This is a genomic window from Klebsiella sp. C283 (assembly GCF_048822555.1).
Taxonomy (GTDB): domain Bacteria; phylum Pseudomonadota; class Gammaproteobacteria; order Enterobacterales; family Enterobacteriaceae; genus Klebsiella; species Klebsiella quasipneumoniae.
Window position 1 is genome coordinate 212,039 of sequence record NZ_JBMEZS010000005.1, and the last position, 16,409, is coordinate 228,447.

At 58.9% G+C, this 16,409-nt stretch carries 10 protein-coding genes; 2 read left to right on the plus strand and 8 right to left on the minus strand.

The annotated features are described in order from the left end of the window. Positions 1-264 precede the first annotated feature (264 nt). Positions 265-1,374 (plus strand): SDR family oxidoreductase, encoded by a 1,110-nt coding sequence (locus ACOI7Z_RS11695; protein ID WP_086075085.1) that lies wholly within the window; start codon positions 265-267, stop codon positions 1,372-1,374. A gap of 63 nt (positions 1,375-1,437) precedes the next feature. Here ACOI7Z_RS11695 and eno read toward each other — a convergent pair whose 3' ends face one another. The 5 genes from eno to rlmD form a co-directional block, all read right to left on the minus strand. Beyond that, positions 1,438-2,736 (minus strand): phosphopyruvate hydratase, encoded by a 1,299-nt coding sequence (gene eno, locus ACOI7Z_RS11700; RefSeq protein WP_002915213.1) that lies wholly within the window; start codon positions 2,734-2,736, stop codon positions 1,438-1,440. Positions 2,737-2,817: 81 nt separating this feature from the next. Beyond that, positions 2,818-4,455 (minus strand): glutamine hydrolyzing CTP synthase, encoded by a 1,638-nt coding sequence (pyrG, locus tag ACOI7Z_RS11705; protein ID WP_023290827.1) that lies wholly within the window; start codon positions 4,453-4,455, stop codon positions 2,818-2,820. A gap of 280 nt (positions 4,456-4,735) precedes the next feature. Continuing rightward, positions 4,736-5,527: a nucleoside triphosphate pyrophosphohydrolase gene (gene mazG, locus ACOI7Z_RS11710; RefSeq protein ID WP_032453910.1), complete on the minus strand. Its 792-nt coding sequence runs from the start codon at positions 5,525-5,527 to the stop codon at positions 4,736-4,738. 111 nt (positions 5,528-5,638) lie between these two features. Next, positions 5,639-7,876: a GTP diphosphokinase gene (gene relA / locus ACOI7Z_RS11715; RefSeq protein ID WP_087849628.1), complete on the minus strand. Its 2,238-nt coding sequence runs from the start codon at positions 7,874-7,876 to the stop codon at positions 5,639-5,641. Positions 7,877-7,997: 121 nt separating this feature from the next. Further along, entirely contained in the window at positions 7,998-9,302 is a 1,305-nt protein-coding gene (gene rlmD / locus ACOI7Z_RS11720; RefSeq protein ID WP_023290830.1) for a 23S rRNA (uracil(1939)-C(5))-methyltransferase RlmD, read from the minus strand. Positions 9,303-9,414: 112 nt separating this feature from the next. Here rlmD and barA point away from each other — a divergent pair, with 112 nt between their 5' ends. Beyond that, on the plus strand, positions 9,415-12,165 hold the full coding sequence (gene barA, locus ACOI7Z_RS11725; protein WP_087849629.1) for a two-component sensor histidine kinase BarA: 2,751 nt from the start codon (positions 9,415-9,417) through the stop codon (positions 12,163-12,165). Positions 12,166-12,495: 330 nt separating this feature from the next. Here the strand turns inward: barA and ACOI7Z_RS11730 are convergent, their stop codons facing one another. The 3 genes from ACOI7Z_RS11730 to ACOI7Z_RS11740 all read right to left on the minus strand — a co-directional run bounded on the left by ACOI7Z_RS11730 (position 12,496) and on the right by ACOI7Z_RS11740 (position 16,407). After that, a complete protein-coding gene (locus ACOI7Z_RS11730) occupies positions 12,496-13,635 on the minus strand; it encodes a glycerate kinase (RefSeq protein WP_065882019.1) in 1,140 nt (379 codons plus the stop codon). 72 nt (positions 13,636-13,707) lie between these two features. Further along, positions 13,708-15,048 carry a glucarate dehydratase gene (gene gudD, locus ACOI7Z_RS11735; RefSeq protein ID WP_004205567.1) on the minus strand — a complete coding sequence of 447 codons (1,341 nt, stop codon included), beginning with the start codon at positions 15,046-15,048 and terminating at the stop codon, positions 13,708-13,710. Between the two features lie 18 nt (positions 15,049-15,066). Next, positions 15,067-16,407, minus strand: coding sequence for an enolase C-terminal domain-like protein (locus ACOI7Z_RS11740; RefSeq protein ID WP_049014191.1), 1,341 nt, complete (start codon positions 16,405-16,407; stop codon positions 15,067-15,069). Positions 16,408-16,409: the final 2 nt, after the last annotated feature.

Genomic DNA, 16,409 nt, shown 5'->3' on the forward strand with positions numbered 1-16,409 from the left:
TAACAGAAGATGTTTTTCGCGTTATAAACCAGAATATATTAAATGTCAGTGTAAACACAAAAATATCTTTAAATACAGCAGTGTACAAATTGATACATGAAAGAGTGAATTATTTATCTGGTCTGATAGTCGAATCCAATCCACCGCCAAAAATAAGCTTAAGCTCCTCTTAATAAAGCCCTGTTGCCCGCCATTTTTTATTTAATCGTCGTTTACTTTGTCCCTCCTAGAATCCCGCAGACCAACCATAATGAGATAGCATTTATGACCACATTATTCATTACCGGCGTCACCGGTTTTCTGGGCGGCGCGGCGTTAGAGAAAATACTCCATCAGGATAGCCAGTTAGAGCTGCTGCTGCTGGTGCGTGCCGACAGTCCCGACGCAGGCCTGGAGCGGGTCAAGGAGAACATGCGTAAGTTCAACATCGCCGAGGAGAAACTGGCGATGCTGCGCCCGCAGCAGATCCTGCTGGGCGATCTCGCCTCTCCGGAGCATTTTCTTAACGACCCGCGGCTTGAGCAAGTCACCCATGTCCTCAACTGCGCCGCTGTCGCCTCGTTTGGCAGCAACCCGCTCATCTGGAAGGTTAACGTTGCGGGTACGCTGCGACTGGCGCAACGGATGGCGCAGGTGGCGGGTCTGCAGCGTTTTCTGCACGTCGGCACCGCAATGTCCTGCTCACCGGAGCCGGATTCGCTGGTCGCCGAGAGCGCGGAGTTTCGGCAGCGCGCCGAGCATCTGGTGGAATATACCCACTCGAAATCGGCCATCGAGCAACTGATGCAGCAGCACTGCCCTACGCTACCGCTGGTCATTGCCCGCCCTTCTATTGTGGTGGGCCATACCCATCATGGCTGCCGGCCTTCCAGCAGTATTTTCTGGGTGTTCAGCATGGGGCTGATGCTGCAGAAATTTATGTGCGCGATGGAGGATCGGATCGATGTTATTCCGGTGGACTACTGCGCCGATGCCCTGCTGATGCTGCTTAACCAGCCGCTGGCCCGCGGCGAGGTGGTGCATATCTCTGCCGGCGAGGAGAACAGCGTGAAGTTTGCCGAAATCGACCGGGCGATGGCCCTGGCGCTGGAGCAGGCGCCGGTGGGAGACAAATACGCCCAGGTGAGCTATGAAACGCTGGTCAAAATGCGTCGCGAACTGAAAGGAATTTTTGGGCCATGCAATGAGCGACTGATGCTGAAAGCGATGCGTTTATATGGCGCGTTCGCCACGCTGAACGTGCGCTTTAGCAACGACAAGCTGCTGAGCATGGGGATGCCAAAACCGCCGCGCTTTACCGATTACATCGACCGCTGCGTGGAAACCACTCGCGGGCTGTCGATCCCTCAGCAAATGGCCGTCGACTTTAAATAATGGCCGCAGGCATAAAAAAAATGCCAGCCCGAAGGCTGGCATGGTTATTTCACAAAGACAGGATTAAGCCTGGCCTTTGATCTCTTTACGACCGTTGAACGGCGCTTGCTCACCCAGCGCTTCTTCGATACGAATCAGCTGGTTGTATTTAGCAACGCGGTCAGAACGGCTCATAGAACCAGTTTTGATCTGGCCTGCAGCGGTACCCACAGCCAGGTCGGCAATGGTCGCGTCTTCAGTTTCGCCAGAACGGTGAGAGATGACAGCGGTGTAGCCAGCGTCTTTCGCCATCTTGATAGCCGCCAGAGTTTCGGTCAGAGAACCGATCTGGTTGAATTTGATCAGGATGGAGTTAGCGATGCCTTTTTCGATGCCTTCTTTCAGGATCTTGGTGTTGGTTACGAACAGGTCGTCACCAACCAGCTGGATTTTGTCGCCCAGTACTTTGGTCTGGTAAGCGAAACCTTCCCAGTCAGATTCGTCCAGGCCATCTTCGATGGAGACGATCGGGTACTGTTTGGTCAGCTCTTCCAGGAAGTGAGTGAACTCTTCAGAGGTGAACGCTTTGTTGCCTTCGCCGGCCAGAACGTATTTACCGTCTTTGTAGAATTCAGACGCTGCGCAGTCCATCGCCAGGGTGATGTCTTTGCCCAGCTCGTAGCCTGCAGCTTTAACCGCTTCAGCGATAACAGCCAGCGCTTCGGCGTTGGAACCCAGGTTCGGCGCGTAGCCGCCTTCGTCACCAACGGCAGTGTTCATGCCTTTGGACTTCAGCACTTTCGCCAGGTGATGGAACACTTCAGAACCCATGCGTACTGCTTCTTTCAGGGTCGGCGCGCCAACCGGCTGAATCATGAATTCCTGGATGTCGACGTTGTTGTCAGCGTGCTCACCGCCGTTGATGATGTTCATCATCGGAACCGGCATGGAGTATTTGCCCGGAGTGCCGTTCAGTTCAGCGATGTGCGCGTACAGCGGCAGGCCTTTGGAGGCAGCTGCTGCTTTGGCGTTCGCCAGAGAAACGGCCAGGATTGCGTTCGCACCGAAGTTAGATTTGTTTTCAGTACCGTCCAGGTCGATCATGATCTTGTCGATGCCAGCCTGATCTTTGGCATCTTTGCCCAGGATTGCCTGAGCGATCGGGCCGTTTACCGCAGCAACAGCTTTGGTTACGCCTTTACCCAGGAAACGGGATTTGTCGCCATCGCGCAGTTCCAGCGCTTCGCGGGAACCAGTAGAAGCACCTGACGGAGCAGCTGCCATACCGACGAAACCACCTTCCAGGTGTACTTCGGCTTCAACAGTCGGGTTACCACGGGAGTCGATGATTTCACGACCGATGACTTTAACGATTTTGGACATTAGGTTTTCCTCAGTACAAGTTAAACTAAAACTCCAGACAAACAATGCACCCGAATGGGTGCATTGCCGTTCTAACTCTTTTTACTTCGCCTGGCGTTTCTGGTACTCGCTGGCGGCTTTCACAAAGCCGGCAAACAGCGGGTGTCCATCACGCGGCGTCGAAGTAAACTCCGGGTGGAACTGGCAGGCCACAAACCACGGATGGTTCGGCACTTCGATGATCTCGACCAACTGATCATCCCCGGAACGGCCCGCAACGCGCAGACCGGCAGCTTCAATCGGTTTCAACAACATGTTGTTGACTTCGTAGCGGTGACGATGGCGCTCGGTGATGGTCGGCTCGCCGTACAGCTGGCGTACCAGAGAATCATCATCCAGCTGGCACTGCTGCGCGCCCAGGCGCATGGTGCCGCCCAGATCGCTCTTCTCGGAGCGGACTTCGACGTTGCCATCTTCGTCACGCCATTCGGTAATCAGGGCCACAACCGGGTATTTACAGTCTGGCACAAATTCCGTCGAGTTGGCGTTTTCCATACCCGCTACGTTGCGCGCGAACTCAATCAGCGCAACCTGCATACCCAGGCAAATGCCCAGATAAGGAATATTGTTCTCACGCGCATAGCGCGCGGTGGCGATCTTACCTTCCACACCGCGGTAGCCGAAGCCGCCCGGGATAAGGATAGCATCTAAATCCTTGAGGATTTCGACGCCGCGCGTTTCCACATCCTGCGAATCGATCAGCTTGATGTTGACGGTAACGCGGTTTTTCAGACCACCGTGTTTCAGCGCTTCAATCACCGACTTGTAGGCATCCGGCAGTTCAATGTACTTACCGACCATACCGATGGTGACTTCGCCTGCCGGATTGGCTTCTTCATAGATTACCTGTTCCCATTCGGCCAGGTTTGCTTCCGGACAAGTTAAGCTGAATCGTTTACAAATATAATCGTCCAGCCCCTGAGATTTCAACAGGCCTGGAATTTTATAAATGGAATCGACGTCTTTCAGAGAAATAACAGCCTTTTCCGGAACGTTACAGAACAAAGCAATTTTCGCCCGTTCGTTGGCCGGAACAGCGCGATCGGAGCGGCAGATCAGGATGTCAGGCTGAATACCGATGGAGAGCAGCTCTTTCACGGAGTGCTGAGTCGGTTTGGTTTTGACTTCGCCCGCGGCGGCCATGTACGGCACCAGAGTCAGGTGCATAAACAGGGTATGCTCGCGGCCAATCTCTACCGCCATCTGACGAATGGCTTCGAGGAACGGCAGGGATTCGATATCGCCGACGGTACCGCCAATCTCCACCAGCACCACGTCATGGCCTTCGCCGCCCGCCAGCACACGCTCTTTGATAGCGTTGGTGATGTGCGGAATAACCTGAACGGTCGCGCCCAGGTAGTCGCCACGGCGCTCTTTGCGCAGCACGTCAGAGTAGATACGGCCGGTGGTGAAGTTGTTGCGGCGAGTCATCTTGGTACGGATGAAACGCTCGTAGTGGCCCAGGTCCAGATCGGTTTCTGCGCCGTCTTCAGTAACGAACACTTCCCCATGCTGGATTGGGCTCATGGTGCCCGGATCGACGTTGATATACGGATCCAGTTTCATGATGGTCACGTTGAGACCACGGGCTTCAAGAATGGCTGCCAGGGAGGCTGCGGCAATGCCTTTACCCAGAGAGGATACGACCCCGCCGGTCACAAAAATATAGTTCGTTGTCATGCTGAACCTGAGAAGTTAGGGTAAAACGATGGAATAACCAGGACGGGAAAGTAGTATACCCGAACATGCGTGACGCCACAAACTTTCATTCTTCCCCTCCCCTTCGTTCTTCAAGTTGCACCTGTGTTGCGACCCGAACAACTCGAAGAGGCAGGCTACATGGTGTTTCAACGACATAACGGAAAGAGAAAATAGACGCTTTTGGCGAAATGTTTTTGACGTAAATCAAGCGCTTGTTATTTATAAAATCACACAAATCGCGCTTGATCACGAAAACTCGTTAGAGATCAGTTTCCTGGCGTTTTACCTGTTGCCATACTTCTTCCATGGTATCGAGGTCGACGCCGGTCATTTCCAGGCCGCGGGCAGCGACAATGCGCTCGACTTCGCGGAAGCGGCGCTCGAATTTGAGGTTCGCCTTCTGCAGCGCCACCTCGGCTTTGACCCCTAAATGGCGGGATAAATTCACCGTGGCGAACAGCAGATCGCCCACTTCCTCTTCCAGTTTCGCTTCATCCACCACCGCCTGCTGCGCTTCATGCATCACTTCATCAATTTCTTCATGCACCTTGTCGAGCACCGGGCCCAGCGAGGTCCAGTCAAAACCGACCGCCGAGCAGCGACGCTGGATTTTATGCGCGCGCATCAGCGCCGGCAGGCTATGCGGAATGTCGTCCAGCGCCGAGTGCTGGGCTTTTTCCGCCCGCTCCGCGCTTTTGATCTGCTCCCAGCGGGCCAGGACTTCGCTGCTGTTTCCCGCGGTGGCATCAGCGAAGATATGGGGATGGCGGCGCTCCAGCTTGTCGCTGATGGCGGCGCAGATATCGTCAAAGTTAAAACGTCCCTCTTCCTGCGCCATCTGCGCATAGAACACCACCTGGAACAGCAGATCGCCCAGCTCACCGCGCAGGTCGTCAAAATCCTCTCGCGAAATGGCGTCCAGCACTTCATAGGTTTCTTCGAGGGTATAGGGGGCGATGGTGGCAAAGGTCTGCTCTTTATCCCACGGGCAGCCGTTTTCCGGGTCGCGCAGGCGGCGCATGATGCCGAGCAAGCGGTCGATTTGGGTCATGTGACAATCCTGGAAATGTAAAAAATAGTCGGCCGGATAAGGCGTTTCGACCTTATCCGACGTGGCGAAATTGCCGGATGGCGGCTTCGCCTTATCCGGCCTGGAGACGAATTAACCGCCGTGCAGACGGCGCGCGTCAATGACATCGGGCACCTGGTTCAGCTTACCGAGCACCCGGCCCAGCACCTGCAGGTTGTAAATCTCGATGGTCATATCGATGGTGGCCAGCTGCTGACGGGTATCGCTGCGGCTGGCAACGCCCAGCACGTTCACCTTCTCATTGGCGAGGATGGTGGTGATATCGCGCAGTAACCCGCTGCGATCGTTCGCCTCCACCCTGACCACCAGCGAATATCCGGCCGAGTAGCTTTCGCCCCATACCGCATCGACGATGCGCTCCGGGGCATGCGACTGCAGTTCAGCGAGCTGATCGCAGTCGGCGCGATGCACGGAAATCCCGCGTCCCTGGGTGATAAAGCCGACGATCTCATCGCCCGGGATCGGCTGGCAGCAGCGGGCAATATGGTGCATCAGATTGCCAACCCCTTCAACCACCACCCGGCCATTGTCCTTGGTGCGGTTCTGCGGAGCATAGGTTTTCTGCTGCAACTGCTTCAGCGCTGCCGCATCCTGCTCGGCGGCGCTCGGTTTATTGAACTGCGCCTGCAGGAAGTTGACCATCTGGTTGAGACGGATATCGCCGCCGCCGACGGCCGCCAGCAGTTCATCGAGCTCGTTGAAGTTGTAGCGCGGCAGCAGGTGCTTTTCCGCATCCTTCAGGCTGATGCCCAGATGCTCCAGCTCGTCGTCAAGGATCTGTCGGCCGGCAAGAATGTTCTTGTCGCGGTCCTGCTTACGGAACCAGGCGTGAATTTTGGAGCGTCCGCGGCTGGTGGTGACATAGCCGAGGTTAGGGTTGAGCCAGTCGCGGCTCGGGTTCGGCTGCTTCTGGGTAATGATTTCGATCTGATCGCCCATCTGCAGCTGATAGGTGAACGGCACGATGCGGCCGCCAATTTTGGCGCCGATGCAGCGATGACCGACGTCGCTGTGGATATGGTAGGCAAAATCGAGCGGCGTCGACCCCGCCGGCAGGTCCACCACGTCGCCTTTCGGCGTAAAGACATACACCCGGTCGTCAAAGACCTGGCTGCGCACTTCGTCGAGCATTTCGCCGGAGTCGGCCATCTCTTCCTGCCAGGCAATCAGCTTGCGCAGCCAGGCGATACGGTCCTCATAGCCGCGGCCGCCGCTGGTCCCCGCTCCCGCGCCCTCTTTGTACTTCCAGTGCGCGGCCACGCCCAGCTCGGCGTCTTCATGCATCTGCCGGGTGCGGATTTGAATCTCCACGGTCTTGCCGCTCGGCCCCAGCACCACGGTATGGATAGACTGGTAGCCGTTGGGTTTCGGGTTGGCCACATAATCATCGAACTCATCCGGCAGGTGACGGTAGTGGGTATGAACGATCCCCAGCGCGGCATAACAATCCTGCAACCGCTCGGCCACGATGCGCACCGCGCGTACATCAAACAGCTCGTCAAAGGCGAGGTGTTTTTTCTGCATTTTGCGCCAGATGCTGTAGATATGCTTCGGCCGACCATAGACCTCGGCCTTGACCCCTTCGGCTTTCATTTCTGCCCGCAGGTGGCCGACGAACTCGTCGATATAATGCTCGCGGTCGATACGGCGTTCGTGGAGCAGTTTGGCAATGCGCTTGTACTCTGCCGGGTGCAGGTAGCGGAAGCAGTAATCTTCCAGCTCCCACTTCAGCTGGCCGATACCTAAGCGGTTAGCCAGGGGAGCATAGATATTGGTGCACTCTTTCGCCGCCAGCACCCGCTCATCTTCCGGCGCGTCCTTGACCTCGCGCAGATGCGCGATACGTTCGGCAAGCTTGATAACCACGCAGCGGAAATCGTCAACCATCGCCAGCAGCATGCGGCGAATGTTATCCACCTGCTCGGAAGATACCGAGTCGGTATGAGTGGCTTTCAGCTGACGGATGGCGGCCATGTCCCGTACCCCGTGAATCAGGGTCACGACCGATTTACCCACGCTTTCCTGCATGACCTCTTCGCTGACGACTTCGCCATCGGCCAGCGGGAACAGCAGCGCCGCGCGCAGAGTATCGATATCCATACTCAGGGTGGAGAGGATCTCCACCATTTCGACGCCCCGCCACAGCAGCAGGTCCGCCAGCGGGTGTCCTTGCGTTTTTTCGCGACAATAATCCCAGGTTTCGGCTAAGCGCTCACACGACTGCTGGCTGGAAATCCCCAGACTCGCGATCCATTTCTTCGGGTCAAATTCACCAGCTTTATTAAGATGTGCACTTCTTACCGCAACCATTGTCCTCTCCTTAAGGGACCGGCCTGCCGAAGTCGGCAAGCCTCAACTTTCTACATGTCATCCTGCAGGTCGCGTCAGCATTGATGGCCGGGGCGGCTCTTCTGCGACGTTGTGAATGACCTTATGTAAGCCTGCGCTCAAACAACACCATTGATTCCAGATGACCGGTATGCGGGAACATATCCAGCATCGCCAGGCGTTGAATCTGATATCCAGCCTGCAACAGGGTTTCGCTGTCTCGCGCCAGCGTCGCCGGGTTGCAGGAAACATACACCACCCGCCGCGGCGCCAGTTTTATAATATGCGGCATCACGCCCGGCGCGCCGGCGCGGGCCGGGTCCAGCAGCACTTTATCAAAGCCATGCTTCGCCCAGGCCTGGCGGGTGACGTCCTCTTCCAGATTTTCATGGAAGAAGGTGACATTTGATAAACCATTGAGGGCGGCGTTTTCCCGCCCCTTCTCCACCAGCGCCGGCACCCCTTCCACCCCAACCACGTGGGCGGCGCGAGTCGCCAGCGGCAGGGTAAAATTGCCCATCCCGCAGAACAGATCCAGCACCCGGTCCTCCGGCTGCAGATCCAGCCACGCCAGCGCGGTACGCACCATCTGCTGATTCACGCCGTCGTTGACCTGGATAAAATCCCGCGGACTGAACACTAAGCGTAGTCCGTCTGAGGTATACCATGGCGCTTCGCCGTGAATATGTTCCAGTATCTCGCTTTGCGGCGCGAGGTACAGGGAAAGACCGTGAGTTTGCGAAAAACGTTCCAGTTTTTCCCGGTCAGCCGCCGGCAGCGCAGCGGTATGGCGCAGCACCATCAGTGGGCCGTTGTCCGCCAGCACCAGCTCGACGTGGCCAAGATGGCGTAATGCGCTCAGCGCGCTTAAGCACTCGCGCACGGCGGGCAGCAGCGCCTCAAGTTGGGGCACCAAAACAGGGCACTGCACCACATCGACGATCGCTTTATCGCTGGCCTGACGAAAACCCATCTGCAATTGTTGGGTCTTTGGCTGATAATTCAAGCTTAAGCGCGCGCGCCGGCGATAGCCCCACGGCTCGCCGGCGATGATCTCATCCACCTCGCGCTTCATCAGGCGCGCCAGCGCGGCGCGTTTACTTTGCTGCTGAAGCGTGATGCTGGCATGCTGCTGTTGGCAGCCGCCGCAAACGCCAAAATGGGGGCAGCGCGGCGCCTGGCGCTGCGGGCTGTCGGTCAGACGGCGTTTCACCTGGGCGCGGGCGTACTGCTTTTTGTCTTCCACCAGCACCACCTCTGCCTGCTCCTGCGGCAGCACGCCGCCGACGAACAGCGCTTTCCCCTGGTGGCGGGCCACGCCCTGGCCAAAGGGATCGAGGTCGTTGACTGTAACGGTTATGATCTGGCGCGTCGTCACACGCCGTTTTGCAGAGTAGAATTGCGCCATCGTAGAGAGTTGTCTCAATCAAATAAAACGAGCTCGTTCAGAGCGGCAGCGCCGCGAGGCGCACCGACGCGCACCGAACGATGATGTCTATATTCTCCCATAATGGAACCGCATGACCAACTACAGCCTGCGTGCTCGCATGATGATTCTGATTCTGGCGCCAACCGTCCTGATAGGGCTGTTGCTCAGTGTTTTCTTTGTCGCTCACCGTTATAACGACCTGCAACGTCAGCTGGAGGACGCCGGCACCAGCATTATTGAGCCGCTGGCGGTCTCCAGCGAATATGGCATGAATCTGCAAAACCGCGAATCTATCGGCCAGTTGATCAGCGTTCTGCATCGTCGCCACTCGGAGATCGTGCGGGTCATCTCGGTGTACGATTCGCATAACCGCTTGTTTGTCACCTCCAATTATCAGCTCAACCCCAGCGACCTGCAGATCCCGAAAGGCGAAGCGTTTCCCCGTCGTCTCAGCGTCATCCGCGACGGCGACATGATGATCCTGCGCACGCCGATCGTCTCGGAAAGTTATTCCCCGGATGAATCCCCCGAATCCGATGCCAAAATGCCGGGCAATATGCTGGGCTACGTCGCGCTGGAGCTGGATCTCAAATCGGTGCGCCTCCAGCAGTACAAAGAGATTTTTATCTCCAGCGTGATGATGCTGTTCTGCATCGGCATCGCGCTGATCTTCGGCTGGCGCCTGATGCGCGACGTCACCGGCCCTATCCGCAATATGGTCAACACCGTCGACCGCATCCGCCGCGGACAGCTGGACAGCCGCGTCGAGGGCTTTATGCTCGGCGAACTGGATATGCTGAAAAACGGCATCAACTCGATGGCCATGTCGCTGGCGGCGTACCATGAGGAGATGCAGCACAACGTCGACCAGGCGACCTCGGATCTGCGGGAAACCCTTGAGCAGATGGAGATTCAGAACGTCGAACTGGACCTGGCGAAAAAGCGCGCCCAGGAGGCGGCGCGTATTAAGTCTGAATTCCTGGCCAATATGTCCCACGAACTGCGCACCCCGCTCAATGGGGTGATCGGCTTTACCCGTTTGACGTTGAAAACCGATCTCAACGCCACGCAGCGCGACCACCTGACCACCATCGAACGCTCGGCCAATAATCTGTTGGCGATCATCAACGACGTACTCGACTTTTCCAAGCTGGAAGCCGGGAAGCTGATCCTGGAGAGCATTCCGTTCCTGCTGCGCACCTCGCTTGATGAGGTGGTCACCCTGCTGGCGCATTCCGCGCACGATAAAGGGCTGGAGCTGACGCTGAACATTAAGAACAACGTGCCGGATAACGTCATCGGCGACCCGCTGCGTCTGCAGCAGATTGTGACCAACCTCGTAGGCAACGCCATCAAATTTACCGAGCACGGTAATATCGATGTGCTGGTGGAGCAGCGGGCCATCAGTAATTCGCGGGTGCAGATCGAAATTCAGATCCACGATACCGGCATCGGCATCCCCGAGCGCGACCAGTCCCGGCTGTTCCAGGCCTTCCGTCAGGCCGATGCCAGTATTTCACGCCGCCACGGCGGCACCGGGCTCGGGCTGGTGATCACCCAGCGTCTGGTTAAGGAGATGGGCGGCGATATCTCGTTCCACAGTCAGCCAAACCGCGGCTCCACCTTCTGGTTCCATATCAGCCTCGATCTCAACCCGAACGCCATTCCGGATACGCTGAATACCGACGGGCTGGCGGGCAAGCGTCTGGCCTATGTGGAAGCCAACGCGACGGCGGCGCAGTGCACGCTGGAGATGCTGGCCGCCACGCCGCTGGAGGTGATTTACAGCCCCACCTTCTCTTCGCTGGCGGAAGCCCAGTACGACATTCTGCTGGTCGGTATTCCGGTCTCAATGCGCGATTTGTCGCCGCACCGGGAAAAATTAGCCAAAGCCTGCGCGATGTCAGATAACGTACTGCTGGCTCTGCCATGTCATGCCCAGGTCAGCGCCGAAGCCCTGAAGCGCGATGGCATCGCCGCCTGCCTGTTGAAACCGCTCACCACCACCCGTCTGCTGCCGGCGCTGGTGGCCACCCATCATGCGACGGCCTCCGCGCCGTTGACCCAGGCCGACAGCCATAAGCTGCCGATGACCGTGATGGCCGTCGACGACAACCCGGCAAATCTGAAGCTCATTGGCGCCCTGCTGGATGACCTTGTGCAGCAGGTGATCCTCTGCGACAGCGGCCAGCAGGCGGTGGACAAGGCCAAGCAACTGCAGATGGATCTGATCCTGATGGATATTCAGATGCCGGATATGGACGGCATCCGCGCCTGTGAGCTTATCCATCATTTGCCGCATCACCAGCAAACGCCGGTTATCGCCGTCACCGCGCACGCCCTGGAGGGCCAGCGCGAGAAGCTACTGAGCGCCGGCATGAACGACTATCTGGCGAAGCCGATCGAAGAAGAGAAACTGCACGCCCTGCTGCTGCGCTATCAGCCTGGCGTACACAGCATCGCCCCGGCGGCGATACCGCCCGCAGAGCCGGTCATCGACCATAACCAGACGCTCGACTGGCAGCTGGCGCTGCGTCAGGCGGCGATGAAGCCAGATCTGGCGAGGGAGATGCTGCAGATGCTGATCGCTTTTATGCCGGAGGTGCGTAACAAAGTGGAAGAGCAACTGGTCGGCGAGCAGCCGGAAGGGCTGGTGGATCTGATCCACAAACTGCACGGCAGCTGCAGCTACAGCGGCGTGCCGCGGCTGAAAAAGCTCTGCCACACTCTGGAGAGCCAGCTGCGCGCAGGCACCGCCGCCGAGGATCTGGAGCCGGAGCTGCTTGAGCTGTTGGATGAGATGGATAACGTGGCGCGCGAAGCCTGCCGGATGGGGGGCTAAAACCACAGGGCTTCCCGGCCTGCACCCGGCTCGCCAGGCATCGCGCCGCCGGGCAAGGAGAGCGGGCACGGAGCCGCTTTTGTGCCGGGCGGCGGCGACGCCTTGCCCGGCCTACGGTTCCTTCACCCGGCTCGCCAGGCATCGCGCCGCCGGGTAAGGAGAGCGGGCACGGAGCCGCTTTTATGCCGGGCGGCGGCGACGCCTTGCCCGGCCTACGGTCCGTGCAGCCTGCCGTTAATTTACCCGCTTGCGCTGCGGAAACTGCCGGTGCTGGCGACTTCAACATCGCTTAGACATTCCCGGGAGGCCGCGCCAGCCGGGATACCTCCATTACAGCTTACCGCCCATCTGCAAAACCGCGGCGACGTTTCGCGCCGTCATCCGCAGGTTGGCGGCGGCATTGGCCAGCGCTTCATCCAGCGTGCAGATGGTGTACAACACGCTGAATACCGCATCCAGCCCGTGCTGATGCACGACGCCGACATCGGCGGTAAGGCTGCCGGCAATCCCGATCACCGGTATGTTAAATCGCTTCGCCACCCGGGCCACTCCCACCGGCACCTTGCCGTGGATAGTCTGACTGTCGATACGTCCTTCGCCGGTGATCACTAAATCAGCATCCGCCACCCGCTCCGCCAGCTGCAGCGCATCGGTGACAATCTCAATGCCCGGGCGCAGTTGAGCGCCACAAAACGCATACAGCGCCGCGCCCATCCCGCCCGCCGCGCCGCCGCCTTCCAGGCTCAGCACGTCGCAATCTAAATCACGGGCGATGATCCGGGCATAGTGCCGCAGGCCGCTGTCAAGCCGGTCGATCATCTGCGCCGTCGCCCCTTTTTGTGGGCCGAATACCGCGCTGGCGCCCTGCGGGCCGGTCAACGGGTTGGTGACATCGCAGGCCACGTCAATCCTACAATCTGCCAGCCGTGGATCAAGCTCGCTAAGATCGATGCGCACCAGCGTCTCCAGCGCACCGCCACCTGGCGCGATTTGCTGACCGTCGACGGTCAGCAATTTCGCCCCCAGCGCCTGCGCCATGCCGGCGCCGCCGTCATTGGTCGCGCTGCCGCCAATGCCAATAATGATCTGCCGCACGCCAGCGTCCAGCGCATGGCGAATCAGCTCCCCGGTGCCCCAGGAGGTGGTCAGCAGCGGGTTACGCTGCGCCGGGGGAACGCTTTCCAGCCCGCTGGCCGCCGCCATTTCGATAAAGGCGCACTGGCGATCGCCGGACAGCCCATAAAATGCCTCTACCGGCTCCCCCAGCGGCCCGGTCACCGTCAGCGGCACCTGATGCCCGCCGGTCGCCGCCACCATGGCTTCCACCGTCCCTTCCCCACCGTCGGCAACCGGCAGCCTGACATATTCCGCGTCAGGATAAATCTCGCGAAAGCCTTGCTCTATCGCACTGGCTACTTCCAGCGCGGTCAGGCTCTCCTTCCAGGAATCCGGTGCGATCACTATTTTCATCTGCAGTCCTTACTTTGAGCTAACCCCTGTCGCTATCGCGCAATGCCGGCCCCCGCAGAGGCCGGCGGCCTTTTAGCGCACCATGCATGGACGCTTGTTATCAAAGGTCCAGCCCGGGATCAGGTACTGCATCGCCATCGCATCGTCGCGGGCGCCAAGGCCATGTTTCTTATATAGCTCATTTGCCTGCATGACGCGGTCCATATCCAGCTCAACCCCCAGACCCGGCGTGCTCGGCACCTGCACCATTCCGCCTTTAATTTCAAACGGTTGTTTGGTCAGACGCTGGTTGCCCTCCTGCCAGATCCAGTGGGTATCGATAGCGGTGATCTTGCCCGGCGCCGCAGCCGCGACGTGAGTGAACATCGCCAGCGACACGTCGAAGTGGTTATTGGAGTGGGAACCCCAGGTCAGGCCGAACTCATGACACATCTGCGCCACGCGAACCGACCCCTGCATGGTCCAGAAGTGCGGGTCCGCCAGTGGGATATCCACCGACTGCAGGGAGAGCGTATGGCCCATCTGCCGCCAGTCGGTGGCGATCATATTGGTGGCGGTCGGCAGGCCCGTCGCGCGACGGAACTCCGCCATCACTTCGCGGCCGGAGAAGCCCTGCTCAGCGCCGCACGGATCCTCAGCATAGGCCAGCACTCCCTTCAGCTGCTTGCCAATCTGAATGGCTTCTTCAAGCAGCCAGGCTCCGTTTGGATCGAGGGTCACGCGGGCATTCGGGAAGCGCTTCGCCAGGGCGCTGATCGCTTCAGCTTCTTCAAAACCGGCCAGTACGCCGCCCTTCAGCTTAAAGTCATTGAAACCATATTTTTCATAGGCCGCTTCCGCAAGGCGGACCACCGCATCTGGCGTCATTGCCTCTTCATGGCGCAGGCGATACCACTCGCACTGTTCATCCGGCTGGCTCTGATAGGCCAGCGGCGTGGCGTGGCGGTTACCGATAAAGAACAGGTAGCCCAGCATTTCAACTTCGCTGCGCTGTTGCCCATCGCCGAGCAGCGAGGCGACGTTGACCCCAAGGTGCTGGCCCAGCAGGTCCAGCAGCGCCGCTTCGATCCCGGTCACCACGTGGATGGTGGTGCGCAGGTCAAAGGTCTGCAGGCCGCGGCCGCCGGCGTCACGGTCGGCGAACTGATTGCGCACCGCGCCGAGCACGTTTTTATACTCGCCCAGCGTTTTGCCCACCACCAGCGGAATGGCATCCTCCAGAGTCTGGCGAATTTTTTCGCCCCCCGGAATTTCACCGACGCCGGTATGGCCGGCGTTATCTTTAATAATCACGATATTGCGGGTGAAGTACGGGGCGTGGGCCCCGCTCAGATTCATCAGCATACTGTCATGGCCGGCAACCGGGATCACCTGCATGGTGGTGACAACGGGCGTGGAAGAGAAAGTCGTCATAGCATCATCCTTTTGTAATTAGTGGCGGCCGAAAACAGGACGTTTGCGGTCGAATGTCCAGCCGGGGATCAGGTACTGCATCGGGCCCGCGTCGTTGCGCGCGCCGCCCGGCAGCGCTTTATAAGCCTCATGGGCTCTGCGCACCTGCTCCCAGTCAAGTTCCACGCCGAGTCCCGGCGCGTCTGGCACGGCAATCTTGCCGTTAATAATCTGCAGCGGATTTTTGGTCAGGCGCGCGTCGCCTTCCTGCCAGATCCAGTGGGTGTCGATGGCGGTGGGATGACCCGGCGCGGCGGCGCCGACGTGGGTAAACATCGCCAGGGAAATATCAAAATGGTTGTTGGAATGGCAGCCCCAGGTAAGCCCCCAGTCGTCGCACAGCTGCGCCACTCGTACCGCGCCGGAGAGCGTCCAGAAGTGCGGGTCCGCCAGCGGAATATCGACGGCGTTGAGCATCACCGCATGACCCATCTCGCGCCAGTTGGTGGCGATCATATTGGTGGCGACCGGCAGCCCGGTGGCGCGGCGGAACTCGGCCATCACCTCCCGGCCGGAGAAGCCCTGCTCGGCGCCGCACGGATCTTCGGCGTAGGTCAGAACATCCTGCAGCCCTTTGCACAGGGCGATCGCCTCATCCAGCAGCCAGGCGCCGTTAGGATCGACGGTGATGCGCGCGTCCGGAAAGCGCTTTTTCAGCGCCCGGGCGGTGTCAATTTCCTGCTCGCCGGGCAGCACGCCGCCCTTCAGCTTAAAGTCTTTGAAACCGTAGCGATCCTGAGCGGCTTCCGCCAGGCGCACCACCGCTTCGCTGTTCAGCGCCTGCTGGTGGCGCAGGCGATACCATTCGTGATCGCCCGGCGTATGGTCCAGATAACCCAGGTCGGTTTTCTGCCGATCGCCGATATAGAACAGGTAGCCCAGCACGGTGACGGCATCACGCTGCTTACCCGGGCCCAGCAGCTCGCAGACCGGCACATTGAGCACCTTGCCGAGCAGGTCGAGCAGCGCGGCCTCCAGCGCCGCTACCGCGTTGACTTTCAGTTCGAAGGTCCACGCCCCTTTGCCAAAGGTGTCGAAATCCGCCGCCTGATTGCCTTTATGCACCTGCTGCACCACGCGATTCAGTCTGGCGACCTCCTGACCTACCACCTGCGGGATCGCCGCCAGCAGCGTCTGGTAGATGACCTCTCCGCCAGGGGCTTCTCCCACGCCGGTGTTGCCGGCGTTATCGGTCAATACCACGATATTGCGGGTAAACCAGGCGTTATGCGCCCCACCGATGTTCAGCAGCATGCTGTCGTGTCCGGCCACCGGAATGACCTTCATCTCTGTAATAATCGGGCTGGATTGAGTAGTCATGA

Coding starts and splice junctions, on each gene's coding strand:
- barA (WP_087849629.1), top strand. CDS start 9,415: ATGACCAACTACAGCCTGCGTGCTCGCATGATGATTCTGATTCTGGCG.
- mazG (WP_032453910.1), bottom strand. CDS start 5,527: ATGACCCAAATCGACCGCTTGCTCGGCATCATGCGCCGCCTGCGCGAC.
- relA (WP_087849628.1), bottom strand. CDS start 7,876: ATGGTTGCGGTAAGAAGTGCACATCTTAATAAAGCTGGTGAATTTGAC.
- ACOI7Z_RS11730 (WP_065882019.1), bottom strand. CDS start 13,635: ATGAAAATAGTGATCGCACCGGATTCCTGGAAGGAGAGCCTGACCGCG.
- gudD (WP_004205567.1), bottom strand. CDS start 15,048: ATGACGACTTTCTCTTCCACGCCCGTTGTCACCACCATGCAGGTGATC.
- rlmD (WP_023290830.1), bottom strand. CDS start 9,302: ATGGCGCAATTCTACTCTGCAAAACGGCGTGTGACGACGCGCCAGATC.
- ACOI7Z_RS11740 (WP_049014191.1), bottom strand. CDS start 16,407: ATGACTACTCAATCCAGCCCGATTATTACAGAGATGAAGGTCATTCCG.
- ACOI7Z_RS11695 (WP_086075085.1), top strand. CDS start 265: ATGACCACATTATTCATTACCGGCGTCACCGGTTTTCTGGGCGGCGCG.
- pyrG (WP_023290827.1), bottom strand. CDS start 4,455: ATGACAACGAACTATATTTTTGTGACCGGCGGGGTCGTATCCTCTCTG.
- eno (WP_002915213.1), bottom strand. CDS start 2,736: ATGTCCAAAATCGTTAAAGTCATCGGTCGTGAAATCATCGACTCCCGT.